The 18,497-nt window shown below is 40.6% G+C and carries 18 protein-coding genes, 1 tRNA gene and 1 riboswitch; of the genes, 10 read left to right on the top strand and 9 right to left on the bottom strand.

Features of this window, described 5'->3' with window-relative positions; all coding sequences use genetic code 11:
* Window positions 1–13 precede the first annotated feature (13 nt).
* Both atpD and B2V92_RS22025 read right to left on the bottom strand, forming a co-directional pair.
* The gene (gene atpD / locus B2V92_RS22030; protein ID WP_113950938.1) at window positions 14–1,516 is read right to left on the bottom strand and encodes a F0F1 ATP synthase subunit beta; all 1,503 of its coding nucleotides are present in this window, start codon (window positions 1,514–1,516) and stop codon (window positions 14–16) included.
* Window positions 1,517–1,718: 202 nt separating this feature from the next.
* Window positions 1,719–2,237, bottom strand: a complete 519-nt coding sequence (locus B2V92_RS22025) for a hypothetical protein (protein ID WP_293312175.1) — start codon at window positions 2,235–2,237, stop codon at window positions 1,719–1,721.
* Window positions 2,238–2,332: 95 nt separating this feature from the next.
* Between B2V92_RS22025 and B2V92_RS22020 the strand changes: the two genes are divergently transcribed.
* The 3 genes from B2V92_RS22020 (at window position 2,333) to B2V92_RS22010 (ending at window position 3,962) form a co-directional block, all read left to right on the top strand.
* Complete coding sequence (locus B2V92_RS22020; protein ID WP_293312174.1) at window positions 2,333–3,235, top strand: SDR family oxidoreductase; 903 nt, start codon at window positions 2,333–2,335, stop codon at window positions 3,233–3,235.
* 89 nt (window positions 3,236–3,324) lie between these two features.
* Window positions 3,325–3,789 carry a redoxin domain-containing protein gene (locus B2V92_RS22015; protein WP_293312172.1) on the top strand — a complete coding sequence of 155 codons (465 nt, stop codon included), beginning with the start codon at window positions 3,325–3,327 and terminating at the stop codon, window positions 3,787–3,789.
* Between the two features lie 99 nt (window positions 3,790–3,888).
* Window positions 3,889–3,962: transfer RNA gene (locus tag B2V92_RS22010), tRNA-Arg, on the top strand.
* Between the two features lie 1,136 nt (window positions 3,963–5,098).
* Here B2V92_RS22010 and B2V92_RS22005 read toward each other — a convergent pair.
* Window positions 5,099–5,914, bottom strand: a complete 816-nt coding sequence (locus B2V92_RS22005) for an alpha/beta fold hydrolase (protein WP_293312171.1) — start codon at window positions 5,912–5,914, stop codon at window positions 5,099–5,101.
* A 384-nt stretch (window positions 5,915–6,298) separates the two neighbouring features.
* On the opposite strand from B2V92_RS22005, the gene B2V92_RS22000 reads away from it, so the two are divergent.
* On the top strand, window positions 6,299–7,912 hold the full coding sequence (locus B2V92_RS22000; RefSeq protein ID WP_293312170.1) for a Na+/H+ antiporter: 1,614 nt from the start codon (window positions 6,299–6,301) through the stop codon (window positions 7,910–7,912).
* 154 nt (window positions 7,913–8,066) lie between these two features.
* Here B2V92_RS22000 and B2V92_RS21995 read toward each other — a convergent pair whose 3' ends face one another.
* Entirely contained in the window at window positions 8,067–8,528 is a 462-nt protein-coding gene (locus tag B2V92_RS21995; RefSeq protein ID WP_293312169.1) for an Lrp/AsnC family transcriptional regulator, read from the bottom strand.
* A 174-nt stretch (window positions 8,529–8,702) separates the two neighbouring features.
* Window positions 8,703–8,884: riboswitch (cobalamin riboswitch) on the top strand.
* A gap of 180 nt (window positions 8,885–9,064) precedes the next feature.
* Between B2V92_RS21995 and B2V92_RS21990 the strand changes: the two genes are divergently transcribed.
* Genes B2V92_RS21990 through B2V92_RS21975 form a run of 4 tightly spaced genes read left to right on the top strand, consistent with a single transcriptional unit; the run spans window position 9,065 to window position 13,250 of the window.
* Window positions 9,065–10,069, top strand: coding sequence for a DUF1852 domain-containing protein (locus tag B2V92_RS21990; protein WP_293312167.1), 1,005 nt, complete (start codon window positions 9,065–9,067; stop codon window positions 10,067–10,069).
* 26 nt (window positions 10,070–10,095) lie between these two features.
* Entirely contained in the window at window positions 10,096–11,130 is a 1,035-nt protein-coding gene (locus B2V92_RS21985) for a methionine synthase (protein ID WP_293312165.1), read from the top strand.
* 16 nt (window positions 11,131–11,146) lie between these two features.
* A complete protein-coding gene (locus tag B2V92_RS21980; RefSeq protein ID WP_293312163.1) occupies window positions 11,147–12,142 on the top strand; it encodes a bile acid:sodium symporter family protein in 996 nt (331 codons plus the stop codon).
* Window positions 12,143–12,146: 4 nt separating this feature from the next.
* The gene (locus B2V92_RS21975) at window positions 12,147–13,250 is read left to right on the top strand and encodes an alkene reductase (protein ID WP_293312162.1); all 1,104 of its coding nucleotides are present in this window, start codon (window positions 12,147–12,149) and stop codon (window positions 13,248–13,250) included.
* A gap of 167 nt (window positions 13,251–13,417) precedes the next feature.
* On the opposite strand, the gene B2V92_RS21970 is transcribed toward B2V92_RS21975, so the two are convergent.
* Entirely contained in the window at window positions 13,418–13,822 is a 405-nt protein-coding gene (locus tag B2V92_RS21970; protein ID WP_293312160.1) for a nuclear transport factor 2 family protein, read from the bottom strand.
* Between the two features lie 24 nt (window positions 13,823–13,846).
* Window positions 13,847–14,431: a hypothetical protein gene (locus tag B2V92_RS21965; RefSeq protein ID WP_293312158.1), complete on the bottom strand. Its 585-nt coding sequence runs from the start codon at window positions 14,429–14,431 to the stop codon at window positions 13,847–13,849.
* A gap of 343 nt (window positions 14,432–14,774) precedes the next feature.
* Between B2V92_RS21965 and B2V92_RS21960 the strand changes: the two genes are divergently transcribed.
* Both B2V92_RS21960 and obgE read left to right on the top strand, forming a co-directional pair.
* On the top strand, window positions 14,775–15,350 hold the full coding sequence (locus tag B2V92_RS21960) for an adenylate kinase (protein WP_293312156.1): 576 nt from the start codon (window positions 14,775–14,777) through the stop codon (window positions 15,348–15,350).
* 193 nt (window positions 15,351–15,543) lie between these two features.
* Entirely contained in the window at window positions 15,544–16,539 is a 996-nt protein-coding gene (gene obgE / locus B2V92_RS21955; protein ID WP_293312197.1) for a GTPase ObgE, read from the top strand.
* Between the two features lie 165 nt (window positions 16,540–16,704).
* On the opposite strand, the gene B2V92_RS21950 is transcribed toward obgE, so the two are convergent.
* From B2V92_RS21950 to B2V92_RS21940, 3 genes are read right to left on the bottom strand one after another with little or no spacing between them, the layout of a single operon-like run.
* Window positions 16,705–17,124: a thiol-disulfide oxidoreductase DCC family protein gene (locus B2V92_RS21950; protein WP_293312154.1), complete on the bottom strand. Its 420-nt coding sequence runs from the start codon at window positions 17,122–17,124 to the stop codon at window positions 16,705–16,707.
* Window positions 17,109–17,930: a hypothetical protein gene (locus tag B2V92_RS21945; protein ID WP_293312152.1), complete on the bottom strand. Its 822-nt coding sequence runs from the start codon at window positions 17,928–17,930 to the stop codon at window positions 17,109–17,111. Before B2V92_RS21945 ends, B2V92_RS21950 begins: the two co-directional genes overlap by 16 nt.
* A 7-nt stretch (window positions 17,931–17,937) precedes the next feature.
* Window positions 17,938–18,489 carry a hypothetical protein gene (locus tag B2V92_RS21940; protein ID WP_293312150.1) on the bottom strand — a complete coding sequence of 184 codons (552 nt, stop codon included), beginning with the start codon at window positions 18,487–18,489 and terminating at the stop codon, window positions 17,938–17,940.
* Window positions 18,490–18,497 lie beyond the last annotated feature (8 nt).

Raw genomic sequence — 18,497 nt, 5'->3', positions numbered from 1 at the left:
TCTCACGTCTCTCTTAGTTCGCTTCTGCTAATAATTTTTTACCTTTTTCGATTGCATCTTCAATGCTACCAACTAAGTTAAATGCAGCTTCAGGATACTCATCAACTTCACCATCCATGATCATGTTAAATCCTTTGATGGTATCTTTAATGTCAACCAATACACCTTTTAAACCTGTAAACTGCTCGGCTACGTGGAAAGGTTGAGATAAGAAACGTTGAACACGACGTGCTCTTGATACTACCAATTTATCTTCTTCAGATAACTCGTCCATACCCAAGATCGCAATGATATCCTGTAATTCTTTATAACGTTGTAAAGTTTCTTTAACGCGTTGTGCAGTGTTATAGTGCTCATCACCTAATACGGCAGGAGAAAGGATACGTGAAGTAGAATCCAATGGATCTACCGCTGGGTAAATACCTAACTCGGCGATTTTACGCGAAAGTACTGTAGTTGCATCTAAGTGGGCAAAAGTTGTTGCCGGAGCCGGGTCAGTTAAATCATCCGCAGGTACATATACCGCTTGTACTGATGTAATTGAACCACGTTTTGTTGAAGTGATACGCTCCTGCATTAAACCCATCTCAGTTGCCAAAGTTGGTTGGTAACCTACTGCAGATGGCATACGACCTAACAGGGCCGATACCTCAGAACCTGCCTGGGTAAAACGGAAGATGTTATCAACGAAGAAAAGGATATCTTTTCCAGCGCCTTCGCCATCACCATCACGGAAATATTCGGCAACGGTTAATCCTGATAATGCTACACGTGCACGTGCACCAGGAGGCTCGTTCATCTGACCGAAAACCAATGTTGCTTTAGATTCTTTTAATTTTTCGGTATCAACAGCGTTCAGATCCCATCCACCTTTTTCCATTGAGTGTAAGAATTCGTCGCCGTAGTTGATTACACCTGATTCGATAAACTCACGAAGTAAATCGTTACCCTCACGAGTACGCTCACCAACACCTGCGAATACTGATAAACCAGCATAGGCTTTAGCGATGTTGTTTACCAACTCCATGATCAATACCGTTTTACCTACACCAGCACCACCGAACAAACCGATTTTACCACCTTTAGCATAAGGCTCTAGTAAGTCGATTACTTTGATACCTGTAAAAAGCACCTCAGTTTCGGTAGATAAATCTTCAAACTTAGGAGGGGTTGCGTGGATAGGACGACCATCGGTTTTATCAACTGTGTTGATACCGTCAATCGCTTCTCCAACTACATTAAATAAACGACCTTTAATTTGGTCGCCAACTGGCATTTTAATCGCAGCGCCAGTATCAACTACTTTCATACCACGAACCAAACCGTCGGTAGAGTCCATCGAAATTGCACGTACACGGTCTTCACCTAAGTGCTGTTGAACTTCTAAAACAATTTTTTGTCCATTTTCTTTCGTTATCTCTAACGCATCAAAAATTTTAGGTAGATGGGCATCATCAGCAAAGCTAACGTCAACCACAGGGCCGATAATTTGTGCTATTTTTCCTAAGTTAGGCATATCTGTTGTGAGTAAATTTATTACAGTCAATGAATTAAAGCTGTTTATAGGGGCTCCAATTCGGTTGGCAAAGTTAAGTTATTCTTACTGAATTTTAAATATATATTACAAAATTTTTTAACATCCTAAATGTTGTTAACTTTTAACGAAAAAACTGATCGAAAAACTGTCATTTTCAAACGATTAAATCTGGATAACGACTTTAAAAAGTATACCCCAATCCAATTCCGATAGTCAACTGGGTTTCGTCTCCTGTTAACAGGAGGGCGCCAGTTCTGTACATAAAACCACCTGTCGGTTTTTGATGCCTGAAACCAGCCCTTAAAATTACCGGGGTATTAACGGCTTTGTTATCGAAATTATATTCATACCCATTAATGGTAAGCAATTGTCCAGAAAAGCCGTTTAATGGTTTTAATATGGTTAGACCAATACCGGTTTCAAAGAAATTCTTTGATGTACTGCTTTTGCTTAAGAGTAGATTTATTTCCAATGGAAAAATCAAAACATTTTCCAGGGTTGAAAAACCAGCCCTCGGTACAATTTTTACTTCGTTACTTAATTGGAATATCCTGTCGTAGTTGATTGAATATACACCGCCATTTCCAAGCAGCTCGGCATAAATACTGTTTTTTTTTATCGGCGGTTTGGTTAAGGTTGAATCTTGGGCAATGGCTTTAAAGCTAAATAGAAATAATAGAGCGGTTAAAATGGGTTTCATGATTATATTTGGTTCGTGAATTTGATCAGTCTGAAAATTTCGTCACAAACCTATTACAATTAATCGTAAGAGACAAATAACATTTAATCTAAGGGATGAAAAAAATACTTGTTACCGGCAGTAATGGGCTTTTAGGACAAAAAATAACAGAAAAAGTACTGGCCGAAGGGCGGGTAAACCTGGTTGCAACATCAAAAGGGGGAAACCGTTATCCTGTTAAAGAAGGATATGTATATGCCGAAATGGACATACTCGATTCCCGACAGGTAAGAGAAGTTATCGAAAAATACCGTCCTGATGTAATTATCCATACGGCGGCAATGACCAACGTAGATACCTGCGAAGCAAATAAAGAACTTTGCCATCAATTAAATGTAGATGCTGTTAACACCCTGTTATCGATATGCGAAGAAAAAAACATACAGTTGATCCATTTGAGCACCGATTTTGTTTTTGATGGGGCAGATGGGCCTTATAAAGAAGATGCTGCTGTTAATCCGGTAAGTTATTATGGCGAATCGAAAGTGCTGGCCGAAGAGTTGATTAAAAACTCAAAAGCAAAGTGGGTAATTTTAAGAACGATACTGGTTTACGGAATTACCAGTGACATGAGCCGTAGCAATATCGTATTGTGGGCGAAAGGTGCGTTGGAGAAAGCATCGCCTATAAATGTGGTTAACGACCAATGGCGTATGCCTACCCTGGCCGAGGATCTGGCCGAGGCCTGTTTGCTGGCTGTTGAGAAAAATGCCAATGGAATTTACCACATATCGGGCAAAGATTACATGAGCATTGCAGATTTAGTGCGGAAAGTTGCCGATTATTGGAAACTCGATCATTCCTTTATAAATGAGATTAGCTCAGCAAGTTTAAATCAAACGGCAAAGCGACCTGTAAAAACGGGATTTGTGCTGGATAAGGCAATTAAAGATTTAGGTTACAATCCGCATTCTTTTGAAGAAGGATTGGTAATTTTGGAACAACAGATGGCTGGTTAGTCCCGGGTCGGTAGTCCTAAGTCAAGAGTCTAAAAACAATTAAGCAATAAAACCATTTAACAATATATTATTTACTAAAAAAATAAACAATGGCATTACAAGTAGGCGATACCGCCCCGGATTTTAAATTATACAGTTCTGAATTAACAGAAGTTTCCCTTTCAGGTTTTAAAGGCAAAAAAGTAATTATCCACTTTTTCCCGATGGCTTTTACCGGAACATGTACCGAACAGTTGTGCACCATGCGGGATAACTTTAGCTATTACGAAGGCATAGATGCACAGGTTATCGGTATTTCTGTGGATTCTCCTTTCTCATTGGGTAAATTTAAAGAAGTGCAAAGTTACCAGTTCCCGCTATTATCTGATTTTAACAAAGAGGTATCGGCAGCTTACGGTGCTTTTTATGATGAATTTGCCTTCGGATTGAGGGGCGTTTCTAAAAGGGCCGCCTTTGTAATCGATGAAGAAGGAAAAATTGCTTATGCCGAAGTTTTGGAAAATGCAAAGGATTTGCCTGATTTCAAAGCAATTAATGACGCATTGAGCGCATAGGGCATGATCTGCAAAGAAATATTTTGAGATTTTTTTTAAATTTAGTTGGAAATTAAAATATCAAGTTATACCTTTGCAGTCCGTTAACGATACGGAAACGCATTTGTAGCTCAATTGGATAGAGCATCTCACTACGGATGAGAAGGTTTGGGGTTCGAATCCCTACAAGTGCACAAAACCGGAGTAAAAATCACTTAAAGATTTTGCTCCGGTTTTTTTATGTCTCAACTCTCTGTTAATCTGAAAAATAAGCTGAACAGCTTTATCTACTTCAGGTGTTCACGGTGCTTCTCTGTCAAAAAAATCAGCATATATCGCATCCACAATGATTTATTTATGTAGAAATCAGCTGTGGCATAGAATTCAGGCAGGTTTTTAAGGTTGATTGCAGCTAATTCTGCCAGTCCTTCAATATTTAGATCATCTTCTACTTGCTCGCTAACTTAAAGTTTATGAGAAGTTAATTAATTAATTGTTTTGACAATTAAAGATGGAGACCAAGAAACTTAAGTTCAAGATCTCCATCTAGTTGAGTGAAAAACTGAATTATTTTAATTTCTCACCGTTAACAATGCAGTTAAAAAAAACGCTACTGGAACTTTACCAATTGGATGTTTTTAACGGACCTGTTCCCATAGAAACTGATTGCCTCGCTTGTCCATTTCATGCGAGTTCGTCTAACCAAAGAATAGGCGCTATCAGCAGGTATGGTTTTGTTGAAAGCAATGAGCAAAATGGCAGGGTCCTGCCGTTTCTTTTGCCATTCTACGACATCAGGATAAATATTTATATATATATCTGGCACATCATTAGTCTTGTCGTAATAGTCGTGTGGGTTTCCATTGTAATACCTGAATATTGGCAGTTCAAGTGAGCTTAGTAGCACTTGTAAAGGTTTGTTTACGAAGCGTCCCTTATTATCAACAAAATTATATTTTATATATCCTAAAGTATCTGCGTTAAACGATTGTAAAGACCTATAACCCTTGATATTTGACGTGTCTATAATTGGCAATTTCGGTACGCTTATGTTCCGATTGCTAACAGACATGAAGCTAAGCGCTAAAGATATAGCTATTGAACTAATGAAGTATTTATGCATTTTAGGTAGGTTACAAGTTTACAAATGTGTTAGGTTGATAAGGGACACTTCCGAGTTTTAAAAGTTGCATCCCAGAATTTTGTAATACACTCGCAGTTGCTTTAGCCTTTGCTTCTTCAAGTGTAAATCCCATTGTTACAAAATTGTTTATACTACAAACCACTTAAAAGCTGATTTATCCCGTTCTGGAGATGGCTTGCTACATTGTTATTTGATAAAAGCCAGAATATCTTTATTTATTGTTTCTGCTTCGGTAGTTGGCATGCCATGCGGGAAACCCGGGTATGAAATTAATTTGCCATTTTTCAGAAGTGCAGCTGCTTTTGGTGCCTGGTGATAAGGTACAATCTGGTCATCTTCGCCATGTAAAACCAGAACAGGTACATTTGCACTTTTAAGGTCTTCGGTTAAATCCGTTTCAGAAAAGGCTTTAATTCCTTCGTAATGCGCCCTAACCGAACCCATCATGCCCTGGCGCCACCAATTGTGTTTAACACCCTCGTCTACTTTTTTGCCTTCGCGGTTCCAGCCGTAAAACGCGATAGGGAAATCGTAGAAATACTGTGCCCTGGTAAAGCCTGTGCCCTGGCGGATCTCATCAAATACCGCTAACGGCACACCGTCCGGATTATTCTCGTTTTGGATCATAATCGGCGTTACTGCACTGATCAAAACTGCCTTTGCTACACGGTCTTTACCATATTTAGCTACATAACGGATTACTTCGCCGCCACCGGTTGAGTGCCCGATGTGGATGGCGTCTTTTAAATCCAGTGTCTCAACAAGTTCTGCAACATCAGCCGCATAAGTGTCTATATTATGCCCTTCTGATGCCTGGCCCGATCTTCCGTGTCCGCGTCTGTCGTGTGCAATTACCCGGTAACCCTGGTTAGCAAAAAATATCATCTGTGTATCCCAATCATCGCCAGATAAAGGCCAGCCATGATGAAAAACGATCGGTTGCCCTGTTCCCCAGTCTTTGTAATAAATTTCGGTTCCGTCTTTTACTTTAATGGTACTCATAGTTTTAATTTTTAAATGGATGATTTTGTTTAATTCTGATTTTCAATTGAGTATCACAATGCAGAATTGCACTGTCCTGGTCAAAAATCAATTATTGTATCTGCTATTTAGCTTTTGTAAGTTAGCTGTTTCTGTTTGCTTTAGTTAGACTAAATTGATATTATTTAGTTAAATAACCGTGAAGCCTGGAGATTTGTTTAATCTACGTTTCTTAACCTTTTTTTTTGTAAATGACGAAGGAGGGAGCGTAGCTTAAAAACTGTCAGCTTGATTTAGCATCATGTTACGCCGTCTATTTTAAATATTGTTTTTTATGTTTTTCATTTGAGTATACCGGTATTTTGTTGATTATATTTGTGGTTTATTCTCTGATCGGAAAAGGCCATGCACTACACGTTACTCCAATTTATTATTCTGCTTTCGGTGGCTTTTATGCTGATTATGCTGGCGCAGAAGGTTAAAATTTCCTACCCCATATTTTTGGTTATTGCGGGTTTGGGCATTAGTTATATTCCGGGTATTCCGGCCATGTCTATAGATCCGGAGATCATTTTCCTGATTTTCCTCCCACCTTTGTTGTATGAGGCTGCATGGTACACATCCTGGAACGATTTCTGGCGGTGGCGCAGGCCGATCAGTTTACTGGCCTTCGGTTTGGTAATCATTACCTCGCTGGCAGTTGCTTTTTTAACTTCTTCGATGATTCCGGGTTTTACGCTCGCTATGGGTTTTTTGTTGGGCGGTATTGTTTCACCTCCAGATGCCATTGCGGCCACCTCGGTATTAAAAAATATTACCGTACCAAAACGGATTACAACCATTTTAGAGGGCGAAAGTTTGGTTAATGATGCATCCAGCTTAATTGTACTGCGTTTTGCACTGGCTGCGGTGATTACCGGTCAGTTTTCGTTTTCGGATGCGGCCACCGATTTCTTTTTGAGTACCGTAATGGGTATTGTAATCGGTTTGGCAGTAGCACATGTAATGTATCTTATCCATCGGTTTTTGCCAACCACGCCAAGTATCGATTCGGCCTTAACCCTTGTATCGCCGTATTTTATGTACCTGGCGGCAGAGCAATTCCACTTTTCGGGGGTAATGGCTGTGGTAAGTGGTGGTTTGTTTTTATCTTACCGCTCGCACGAGATTTTTGTAGATGGACAGAGCCGTTTGCAAGCTGTAAATGTTTGGGCAACTTTGGCCGTTATTTTAAATGCATTGGTATTTATCCTTATCGGTTTAGAACTTCCTGTAATTATGGCAGGTTTAGAGGGCTATTCGATCTGGGAGGCAACAGGTTATGGCTTGGTGATCAGTGCACTGGTAATCGTTTTAAGAATTGCATGGATTTATCCGGTAGCATTTATACCACGGTGGCTATCAAAAAAAGTGAGACAAAGCGAAGTGCATCCCGGTTGGAAAGGTCCGTTAATTATTGGCTGGGCAGGCATGAGGGGAGTAGTTTCATTAGCTGCGGCATTATCGCTACCCATAACCACTGCAGCGAATATCAATTTTCCTCACCGTAACCTCATCATCTTTATCACTTTTGTGGTGATACTGGTTACCCTGGTTTTTCAGGGATTAACATTACCCTATATTATCAGGGCGATCAATATTTATGAGATCGATCCGCTTGTTCCGGATGAGCAGCAGGAAGCAAATATTAAACTGAGGCTTTTAAATGTTTCTTTATCACGTTTAGAAGATCAATATGCCAACGAAGTGGAAGGAATTGGATTGGTTAAAGGTTTGAAAAATGAGCTGGAGCACAGTTTAGGCCATACCTCAAGGAGGTTGGAATCGATGGAGTGCGAAGAAATTGAAAATGCCGAAATGGAGGTTTATAACGATGTTTTACGTGATATTTATCGCATCCAAAGGCAGGAACTACATAAAATCCGTAAAGAAAAAACGTTTAGCGATGAGGTAATCAGAAAACAGGAGATGCAGATCGATCTGTCGGATACCAAAATACCGCATGCGAGGAAAAAATAGGGGGAACAGGCTCGTCATTGCGAGAAGGCTTTTTCAGCCGACGAAGCAATCTTACAACTATGGGTTATAGCGATCGTTTTAAGATTGCTTCGTCGTGCCTCCTCGCAATGACGAGTCATTTTATTAAACTCTGTCATTGGCAAATCTATTCCACCTAAAAACTAATATTGTGCGTGTTTTTGATTTCGGCCATTACAAAAGTGCTGTGCGTACTGCCTATGCTTTCTACCGAGCCCAGTTTATTGAAAACAAAATCCTGATAATGTTTCATGTCTTTTGCATATACTTTTAGGATGAAATCGTAATCACCCGAAATGTTATAACACTCTACAACTTCCTCAATATTAAGAATGTCCTCTACAAAGCGGTTGCCTATTTTTTTGTCGTGCTGTTTGAGTTTGATGTTACAGAAAACAATAAAACCCTGATTGAATTTTTCTGCATCAAGAATTGCAATGTACTTCTTGATATAGCCACTGTTTTCCAGTCTTTTTATCCGTTCGAAAACGGGAGAGGGAGAAAGGTTTACAAGTTCGGCAAGCTCCTTATTGGTATACTTTGAGTTGTTGCACAATAACTTCAGCAACGATAAATCCGTTTCATCTAAATCCTTCATAGAATAATTTTCTTTTCAGGTAGTAAAAATAGTTTATTAAAAGTATAATATGCTTTAATTATTTCAATATAAAGATAATTTATCTGATTATTTTCTTTTTTAAAGCTTTATAATCTTAAAATGTATCTTTGTTGAAGTTTAAAGCTGATTTGTAATAATTAAAGTTCTTTACATATTTCAACAATCGGAAAAGGTTTTACTTAGCGGTGAATTAATAGGGAATCGTGTGCAAATCACGAGCTGTCGCGCAACTGTAAGTAACACAAAAGGTTTTACCAATAATGGTCACTGTGCAAACGGGAAGGCCGGTAAAAGCCGTTACAAGTCAGGATACCTGCCTTTTCTGAATTGACGATACTTCCGCGTAAAGAGGTTATTGGTCAGATTGTATAGCTTATAAGGTGCAAACCCTCAGGGGTTGGCTGTGCCTGTTCGTGTCTATCTTTCCTTCTCAAATCCTTTTTTTTGCCAGTAGTATTCTGAATAACCAAGAACTTTTTAATGATCATTAACCATTTAAAAAGTTAAAGAAATACATGGAAAATATCCAAGATACCATCAAGAATGAATTTGTCTTCACGCTAAAGAGCACTTGTTTAGATGAAAACTATCACCCCTCAAGTCAGACGCGTCTGACAACCAATTTTGCAAACCTGGCCAGAGGAGCTAACCGCCAGCAAAACTTACGTAATGCCTTAAATATGATCAACAATCGATTTAATGCATTGGCTCATCTGGATAATCCAAAAGGTGACCGTTACCTTGTAGAACTCGAAATCCTCACCGTAACAATGCGTATCGATGATAAGAACGGTATTAACGATCTGCCGATGATCGAAGTTTTAAAAACGAATATTTTTGACCGTAGGACTGGTCAGCAAATCGAAGGTGTTGCAGGAAATAATTTTTCTTCTTATGTGCGTGATTATGATTTTAGTGTTTTATTGATCGACTACAATAAGGATAAGCCTAGTTTTACTGTTCCTGAAAATTTTGGAGATCTGCATGGAAAACTTTATAAGTGCTTTGTGAATTCGTTAACTTATAAAGAGCACTTTAAGATGTCGCCGATCATCTGCCTGAGTGTATCGGGCAATAAAACCTATACCCGCACGGAGTACCAGCATCCCATTCTGGGGTTTGAGTACCAGCAGGACCAGTATTCTCTCACTGATGAATACTTCGCTAAAATGGGCTTGAAAGTTCGTTTTTTCATGCCTCCAGACGCTGTGGCGCCGATGGCTTTTTATCATTCCGGAGATTTGCTTTCTGATTATACTGACCTTGGACTGATCAGCTCAATCAGCACGATGGAGACTTTCCAGAAGATCTATCGCCCGGAAATTTATAATGCAAATTCGGCTGCTGGAAAAGTCTATCAGCCAAGTCTTAAGCACGAAGATTATTCACTGACCCGAGTGGAATATGACCGCGAAGAGCGCAGCCGGTTGGCCATTGAACAGGGTAAATATGCCGAAGAGCATTTCATCAAGCCTTACCAGGATATCCTTGAGCAATGGTCTGCCAATTTCTCACTTTAATTAATACCACACATTAAAATTATTCTATGACTAAGAAATTATTATTGCCTACCTCAATTGTTGGAAGTCTGCCCAAGCCTGCCTGGCTTGCACCACCCGAAAAACTATGGTCACCATGGAAATTGGAAGGCGATCAGTTGATTGAAGGAAAACAGGATGCACTGCGCATTACATTGCAGGAACAGGAACTGGCAGGACTGGATATCGCTTGTGATGGTGAGCAGACACGCCAACATTTCGTAACCACTTTTATCGAGCATTTGAGCGGCGTAGATTTTGAAAACCGCAAAACTGTGCGAATCCGTGACCGTTATGATGCGAGTGTTCCGATGGTTGTTGGCGATGTTGCACGCCAGAAAGCAGTTTTTGTTGAAGACGCCAAGTTCCTTCGTAAACAGACCGACAAACTGATCAAATGGGCATTACCCGGACCATTGACCATGGTAGATACGTTGTATGATGGCCATTACAAAAGTCGTGAAAAATTAGCCTGGGAATTTGCCAAAGCACTCAATGAAGAGGCAAGAGAACTTCAAGATGCTGGAGTAGATATCATCCAGTTTGACGAACCTGCATTCAATGTCTTTTTTGATGAAGTTAACGATTGGGGAATGGCAGCATTAGAAAAGGCCATTGAAGGGTTAACCTGCGAAACTGCGGTGCATATCTGCTACGGATATGGCATACAGGCTAATACCGATTGGAAGAAGACACTGGGCTCAGAGTGGCGTCAATATGAAGAAGTTTTTCCGAAAATTCAAAAATCTAAAATTGATATTGTTTCATTAGAATGTCACAACTCAAACGTGCCTTTAGATCTGATGGAACTTGTTCGCGGTAAAAAAGTGATGGTGGGTGCCATTGACGTGGCAACCGGCACGATCGAAACGCCTGAAGAGGTAGCCAATACCCTGCGTAAAGCGCTTGAATTTGTGGATATTGAGAAACTCTACCCTAGTACAAACTGTGGTATGGCTCCATTGTCAAGAGCGGTAGCCAGAGGTAAGTTATGTGCTTTGAGCGCAGGCGCAGAGATCATACGCAAAGAAAATGCGGGTTAAGAATATATAAATCACATTGAAGAAGTTATTAGCAATATTAAGTAAAGCAGGTTTCGACGGTTTCCTGCTCATGATAGGCACTATGATCCTGCTGGCCTATTTTTTGCCGCAGCCGGGCATGGTTAGAAAACCTGTTTCACTGGAGCAGATCGCAGGCGTAGGCGTTTCGTTGATCTTTTTATTTTATGGTCTAAGATTGAGTGTGGAGAAATTAAAAACCGGGCTTGCCAACTGGAAAATGCATATCATTGTCCAGTTGACCACCTTTTTGTTTTTCCCGCTTGTCGTTTTGGCATCCCGCCCGCTGTTTGCCGGCACCAATTTCGAAGTGCTTTGGTTGGGTATATTTTTTCTGGCAGCTCTACCATCCACCGTTTCCTCTTCGGTGGTCATGGTTTCCATTGCCAAGGGCAACATTCCCGCGGCCATTTTCAATGCGAGCATTTCCAGTCTGATCGGCGTAGTGGTGACACCGCTATGGGTCGGGCTGTTCATCGCTTCTGCGACCGGACATTTTGATGTTACGGATATTGTCATCAAGTTGGTTCTTCAAGTGTTGTTACCGGTCATCATCGGCATTAGCCTCAACGCCCGTTTTGGGGCCATTGCCGAAAAATATAAGAAACAGTTGAAATATTTCGACCAGGCAATCATCCTTACCATCATTTACACGTCCTTCTGTAAGTCATTCTCTGAACATTTGTTCGCAGGCTTTACCGCGCTTGAACTTGCCGGACTCGCTGGGGGGATGATAGCCTTGTTTTTTGCCGTATTCTTTTGCGTCGGATTACTCAGCCGTTTGTTTGGCTTTTCAGATGAAGATCGCATTACGGTTTTATTTTGCGGGTCTAAAAAGTCATTAGTACATGGTACCGTCATGTCAAAAGTGCTCTTTCAGCACAGTACCATCACCGGTATTGTATTGCTGCCACTCATGCTTTACCATGCCCTGCAGTTGATTGCCGCCAGCATCATCGCTCAGGGCATGGCCCGGCGAAAAGAAGAAAAATAGACCTATGAAGCTTTTAGAAAAAATAAAGTTGGGCAATGTCAGCCTAAAAAACAGAATAGCCATGGCAGCGATGACCAGGGGGCGCTCGGACATTAATGGCCTTGTAGGTGATATGACGGAAATCTACTATGCCCAAAGGGCAAGTGCAGGCCTGCTGTTTAGCGAAGCCATCAGGATCAGTGAAGAGGCTACCGGAAGTCCGCTTACGCCGGGTATTTTCACGGATCAACAAATAGCCGCCTGGAAAAAGGTCACAACTGCAGTACACGATAAAGGTGGCGTGATAATAGCCCAGCTTTGGCACACCGGCCGTATGGGACATTCTATAGACCGGAACGGAAAGCTCCCGCTTGCGCCATCACCCTTGCCCATCCTGGGGATGCAGCATTTTACTTCCCTGGGCAGAAAGGATTTTGAGATACCTCAGGAAATGACGGTCCGGGAGATCAGGCAAACTATTAAGGACTATGGCCGGGCGGCAAAAAATGCGATGGCGGCAGGTTTTGATGGGGTCACGCTCCACGCCTGCAATGGCTGTCTGCCCAACCAATTCTTAGCTGAAAGTTCCAACCAAAGGACGGATGCTTACGGCGGCAGCATCCCCAACAAAATCCGCTTCGTGCAGGAGGTGATGCAGGAATTGATCCGCGTGGTGGGTGGTGAAAAGGTGGGCATTAAAATAGCTCCATTCCATTCCTATGGTGAGATGGTACTGGATGACCCTGCCGCTACCTACACCTACCTTATCGAGAAACTGAACGAATTGGATTTTGCCTATGTGGAACTCATGAGGCACAGCCCAAATTTTCCTCTGCCTGAACATTATGCAGCTGAAGACGAGATCGAATTCTTTGGTAGGAAAATACGTCAGACAGTTATCGCGAATGCTGGGTATGATAAGGCTTCGGCTGAAGCTGAACTTGAAAAAGGCATTGCCAAACTGATCTCCTTTGGCAAGCTATACATCGCGAACCCTGATCTGCCTCAGCGGTTCGAGAAAAATGCACCGCTTATTGAGCCGGACAGGGCGACAATGTATGGTGGCGGGAAACAGGGGTATATCGATTATTCTCGCTTGGACGAAGAAAATGCAACCCAGCATATATAATGAACAACAGCTATTATTTGTAAATAAATCAACTGATGTTACTGCGCTTGTACGCACATCGTCTCCTGCCGGGAACTTTTCCTTTTCCGATTATGAGGATGATGATGAAGATTCGGGTTTTTGTTGTCCCTGTTGTTTGCCGCGTTGATAAAATATTTGCCGGCTTTTTACCTGCTCATGGCTAAACTTACAGCATAACTATCTTCCAGTAATCGGTAACGGGTTATCAATCCATTCTTAAAAGTGATCTGTATGAAAAAAACAGAATCAACTATTTTATCGGTAGCCAGCATTTTGGTCGAAAATTCGCCTGTAATAATGGCAACACTTTCATCGGTAAGGATATGGTCAATCTTTGCCGAAACAGGTTCGGTATTTTGCCATAAAAGTTGAAAAAAAGATTGTACCTCAGTGCGGTTGTTCCTTCGGCCCGTCCATGGTACAAGAGTTTCATTGCCGGGAATGTACCAGTCTACTTCCTCATCAAAAAGAGCGGTCAGTTTTGTGATGTCGCGTTGGGTTAAGCAGGTTAAAAATTGTTGTACCAGTAGCTGCGTGTTTGTTGTTGTCATGATATGATTGATGCTATTTTTAGTTTAATCTTTTAGTTTTATGCTTAAAAAATATTCTCCCAGAGGAGAAAGCGTATATCCCGGCTCATAACTGATGGTTAGCCCAAGGTTTTTCAGTTTTCGTATATTAAGTTTTAGCCATTCTTTTTCCGTGCCTAATTTCAGCGCTAAATCTCCGGCTTTTAGCCTGGGGTGGTTAGCTATAGCTTTGAGCACCGCAATAGTCCAGTCTCCTTTTTTGCTATTTTTATCGAGCCTGTTTAATTTTTCATCAAGCAGCATAAATTCATCAGGCGATAAGCTTGTTTTTTTCCTTAACTGCAAACGGGGATCTTCTGATTTATATTTTAACCGGATTTCGTATAAATTACCTGTAGCATTTGCCGGAAAGCTTTTTTCAAGCTCCTCAATGCCTGAAAAACCTGCCTGTTTTAAATCATTAATTGTGATTTCTTCCGGTTTTTTGATCGTTACATCAATAATTTCGATTATTCCGACTGCGGTTTTTATTGAACTTCCCTTTTTTGCCGAAGGTTTATTCCATTTACGGAAGGCGAGTGAGATTTTTCCTGATTTTATACCATCCAGTACGATTGTTTTTATTAACATGATATCATTTTGGTTACGTATTGATTAAATATATAAGGATTTTCTGCCCTTTAGTGCCTTTAAACATAGCTACTTGTTTGGTTCGGTAATCTATTATTTCAAGAATATTCTGTAAAATATAAATATGGCACAAGATTCTTTGTAGAATAAGATAAATGTCATTAAAATACCGCTTTTTTAAATAAAATCTTAATTATAAATGGCATCTAAATTAATAATTATATATTTGCAGCCTTGAAAGTAAACAATGTCTAATCCTATTAATCAGTGATTTGAACGTTACTTTTAACAGAGCCGTAGGAATAAGGCTTTTTTAATTTTGAAGACAACCTAAACAACTTGAATGCTTAATTTAGTTCTCTTTGGCCCTCCAGGGGCGGGTAAAGGCACCCAATCTGAAAAACTGATTTCAAAATATCAGTTGGTACACGTTTCAACAGGCGATCTTTTTAGAGCACACGTTAAAGGAGAAACCGAATTAGGAAAAAAAGTTAGTCAATTGTTAGCTGATGGGGAATTGGTACCAGATGCGATTACAATTGCAATGCTTGAAGAAGAGGTGGATAAAAATCCTGATGCAAAAGGATTTGTGTTTGATGGATTTCCGCGTACCGTTCCACAAGCGATTGAGCTTGATTTGTTTTTAGAGCGTAAAGGCAGTAAAGTTGCCGGTGTAATTGCTTTAGATGTTGATCAGGACGAGCTAACCAAGCGTATTGCTGAGCGCCATAAAATTAGTGGCAGACCAGATGATGACGCTGAAAAATTGAAAAAACGTATTTCGGAATACTTTGATAAAACCATCCACGTATTACCTTATTATGAGGAGCAGGGTAAGTTGAACAAGGTTAACGGAATTGGTGAAATTGAAACCGTATATAACGATCTTTGTGCGGTAATCGATCAGTACCACTATTAGTATCAAGCCGGATTAGTACTCCGGTATCAAGTAGAAAGTATCAAGAAAAGTGGTCGTATTAATTTATGACCTGATATTTCAAAAAACATACAAAGAGTTATAATGTTAAAAACGTTATAACTCTTTAATTTTAACGAAAGTGTTACCACAACATTTCAACGTTAAAACATTAAAACAATTCAATAATAACAATATGTCGCAGGGTTCGAATTTCGTAGATTATGTAAAAATTTGTTGCCGTTCTGGTAAGGGCGGAGCAGGTTCGGCGCATTTGCATCGTGATATTTTAACATCAATGGGTGGACCTGATGGTGGTGATGGCGGTCGTGGCGGCCACATTATCGTTAAAGGAAGCATCCATATCTGGACATTATTGCACCTTAAATACCGCAAGCACATTATCGCAGAGGATGGTGGTGCAGGAGGCAGTTCGCATAAATTTGGTAAACAGGGTAAAGATGAAATCCTGGAGGTTCCGCTGGGTACCATTGCCAAAGATGCCGAAACAGGAGAAGTACTTTTCGAAATTACCAAAGATGGCGAAACCAAAATTTTAACAGCGGGTGGCCGTGGCGGTTTAGGGAATGCGCATTTTAAAAACTCTGTGCAGCAAACACCCCGTTTTGCACAGCCTGGCGAGCAGGGACAGGAGGTTTGGAACATTTTAGAATTAAAAGTGCTGGCCGATGTTGGTTTGGTTGGTTTCCCGAATGCCGGTAAATCTACTTTACTGTCTGTTGTATCTGCGGCCAAACCGGAAATTGCCGATTATCCATTTACAACCATTGTTCCTAACCTCGGTATTGTGAGTTACCGCGGGGGCAAATCTTTTGTAATGGCCGATATCCCCGGAATTATCGAGGGCGCGTCAAAAGGAAAAGGTTTAGGTTACCGTTTCTTACGCCATATCGAACGTAATTCGGTACTGTTATTTATGGTTCCGGCCGATACCAGCAGAAGTATTAAGGAAGAATATGAAATCCTTAAAAGCGAACTCGAATCGTACAATCCCGAACTGATGCAGAAACCACATGTTCTGGCCATTACCAAATCGGATATGCTGGATGACGAACTGATGGAAGAAATGAAACAGGATCTCCCGAAAATCCCATCGATATTTATCTCATCAGTAGCGGAAAAAAATATTCTCGAATTGAAAGATATGCTCTGGAAAGCGATTGAAGGGTAATTTTATCCCGAGTGGTCGTCATGCCGAACTTGTTCATTTTTATTGTTTCTAAAGGCGTAATAGTTACGTAAGTGGCCAGCATTTTTCTTGCAAAATAGACCCTAAAATAAATTCAGGGTGACGGCTATGGATTAAAAGAACTCTGCAATCATAGATTAGGCAGATTTATATTAAAAATTTGCCTCTCACTTCTTCTGTTGGTACCATGCAGCTATCTGCCTGTCCGAATAGGGCATAACGGTTATGGGCAAATGTTTTATACAGCCAATTTCTTATAAAACCCGGTATCAGGTAGCCCAAATTGACAAAGGGCGACCACCAGGTATTTAAATTTTTAAGGATATGCAGTACCGCTTTCGACTCGGTTAGGAACCTATCCTTGCTGATTACAACAATGCTATTGAGTTTGCTAAAATTAAGCTGATACTGCCTTCCTAATGCTGATGCTGTTTCACTTTCCAAGGGTGCGAAACTAAACCTGTTTTTCCCATCATGTGCGATGATATAATTGATGTACCGGTTGCAAAAATTACAGACTCCATCAAACAGGATAATATCTTTGCGTGTATTTAAAACAGGTGCCATGACATTTGGTGGTTAACAAAATAAATTGCCGGGTAGGTGGCCATAAAAGCCCAAAAGAATGAATTTAATCCCATAATTACTGCAGTAAAGAAGTGGAATATAAATCCCCAGATCAGGAATATAAGGGCAAACTCCCAGGGTAAAAAAAGGCACAACGGGAATATGCTTTCCATAATGATTACATTCCAGCATAAAAAACGGTTTGCCGCAGGGTATTTCTGTAAAAAGAGCGTCGCTTTTTTAGATCCATAGGTTTTGGTGGAGAAAACATCTTTTATAGCTGTTCCCGAGCGCCACTCTGAGGATACCAGTTTGGCAATACCGGCAACTGCGTAAGATAAACAGGCCTGCAGGGCGATAAACCATAATCCAATATCCCTTAATTTGCTACTGGCCAAAACCGGTAAATTGCATAAAATCAGGGTAATGATAATCAGCATGCTCATCTGGTCAGAACCATCGCTGCCGTAATAGGTAGCCAACGATGCCACCAGTAAACTGGCACCCAGCAAACTGATCAATACCCAGCCGGTTGTGCTCTGCAAGGGGAAAAAGAATAATCCAATAATCAGTAAACACCTGATCACGAAAAGAACAGTGAGCCCCTGTGCGCTGAATAGTTTAAAAAAAGGTTTTAAGAATGATTTTTGATCCTGTTTTGTCCATTTTAACTGCATTACATTCCAGGATAACAGTCCGTTTGGAGAAAAAATCTCCACTTTTTTGAGGTACTCGAGGGTAGAAATTAATAAACCTATACTGAGTATAATGAGTACAGTTTGCGATATGTCGTTAAGTAAAATCATGGCTAATTTACATTTGGTGGAAAACAGATAATAGGATTAACGCCGGTTCGGTTTCTTTTTGATAACCGGACGATTCGGCAAGCATAAACTGGCGGTAACAATCTTGCGATCTTTTTTTGTATTGGCTAACCGCATGCAGTACGATAATGTAAGGTGTAGAAAACATCAGTAAATTAAGGTTGCCTGTTTTTTCTCGGTAGGAGGGGATACTAGCCACAAGGCTCTGTACCACATCCGATAATATTTTTTTGTCGCGCTTTTCAGGGTTCCATAACCACGACCAAAAAGTGCGTTCTTCGGTAATCTCCATCTCCTGCCATTCGCTGTAATCAGCATCGCTTATCTTATCCCTAAACAATAAATGGTAATCCCTTTTGCCGGGGTGGGGGGCAAAAAATGTCCATAAGGGGATGAGGTTGAAAAAATCTATTTTATACCTGATCAACCAGGATATTTTGGTCTCCTTAAACTGGCACAATATGGTTGCTAAAAACCAAGAGGCCAGAAAAACAGTTACTACGGTTTCGTAAATAACTGTAGGGTCTAGTTTCAGTATCATTATTTCAA

The sequence above is a fragment of the Pedobacter sp. UBA5917 genome, from assembly GCF_002432345.1.
Lineage (GTDB): Bacteria > Bacteroidota > Bacteroidia > Sphingobacteriales > Sphingobacteriaceae > Pedobacter.
Note: the sequence above shows the minus strand (reverse complement) of the source record. Positions and strands in the feature narration are given on the sequence as shown.

Coding starts and splice junctions, on each gene's coding strand:
- atpD (WP_113950938.1), bottom strand. CDS start 1,516: ATGCCTAACTTAGGAAAAATAGCACAAATTATCGGCCCTGTGGTTGAC.
- B2V92_RS22025 (WP_293312175.1), bottom strand. CDS start 2,237: ATGAAACCCATTTTAACCGCTCTATTATTTCTATTTAGCTTTAAAGCC.
- B2V92_RS22020 (WP_293312174.1), top strand. CDS start 2,333: ATGAAAAAAATACTTGTTACCGGCAGTAATGGGCTTTTAGGACAAAAA.
- B2V92_RS22015 (WP_293312172.1), top strand. CDS start 3,325: ATGGCATTACAAGTAGGCGATACCGCCCCGGATTTTAAATTATACAGT.
- B2V92_RS22005 (WP_293312171.1), bottom strand. CDS start 5,914: ATGAGTACCATTAAAGTAAAAGACGGAACCGAAATTTATTACAAAGAC.
- B2V92_RS22000 (WP_293312170.1), top strand. CDS start 6,299: ATGCACTACACGTTACTCCAATTTATTATTCTGCTTTCGGTGGCTTTT.
- B2V92_RS21995 (WP_293312169.1), bottom strand. CDS start 8,528: ATGAAGGATTTAGATGAAACGGATTTATCGTTGCTGAAGTTATTGTGC.
- B2V92_RS21990 (WP_293312167.1), top strand. CDS start 9,065: ATGGAAAATATCCAAGATACCATCAAGAATGAATTTGTCTTCACGCTA.
- B2V92_RS21985 (WP_293312165.1), top strand. CDS start 10,096: ATGACTAAGAAATTATTATTGCCTACCTCAATTGTTGGAAGTCTGCCC.
- B2V92_RS21975 (WP_293312162.1), top strand. CDS start 12,147: ATGAAGCTTTTAGAAAAAATAAAGTTGGGCAATGTCAGCCTAAAAAAC.
- B2V92_RS21970 (WP_293312160.1), bottom strand. CDS start 13,822: ATGACAACAACAAACACGCAGCTACTGGTACAACAATTTTTAACCTGC.
- B2V92_RS21965 (WP_293312158.1), bottom strand. CDS start 14,431: ATGTTAATAAAAACAATCGTACTGGATGGTATAAAATCAGGAAAAATC.
- B2V92_RS21960 (WP_293312156.1), top strand. CDS start 14,775: ATGCTTAATTTAGTTCTCTTTGGCCCTCCAGGGGCGGGTAAAGGCACC.
- obgE (WP_293312197.1), top strand. CDS start 15,544: ATGTCGCAGGGTTCGAATTTCGTAGATTATGTAAAAATTTGTTGCCGT.
- B2V92_RS21950 (WP_293312154.1), bottom strand. CDS start 17,124: ATGGCACCTGTTTTAAATACACGCAAAGATATTATCCTGTTTGATGGA.
- B2V92_RS21945 (WP_293312152.1), bottom strand. CDS start 17,930: ATGATTTTACTTAACGACATATCGCAAACTGTACTCATTATACTCAGT.
- B2V92_RS21940 (WP_293312150.1), bottom strand. CDS start 18,489: ATGATACTGAAACTAGACCCTACAGTTATTTACGAAACCGTAGTAACT.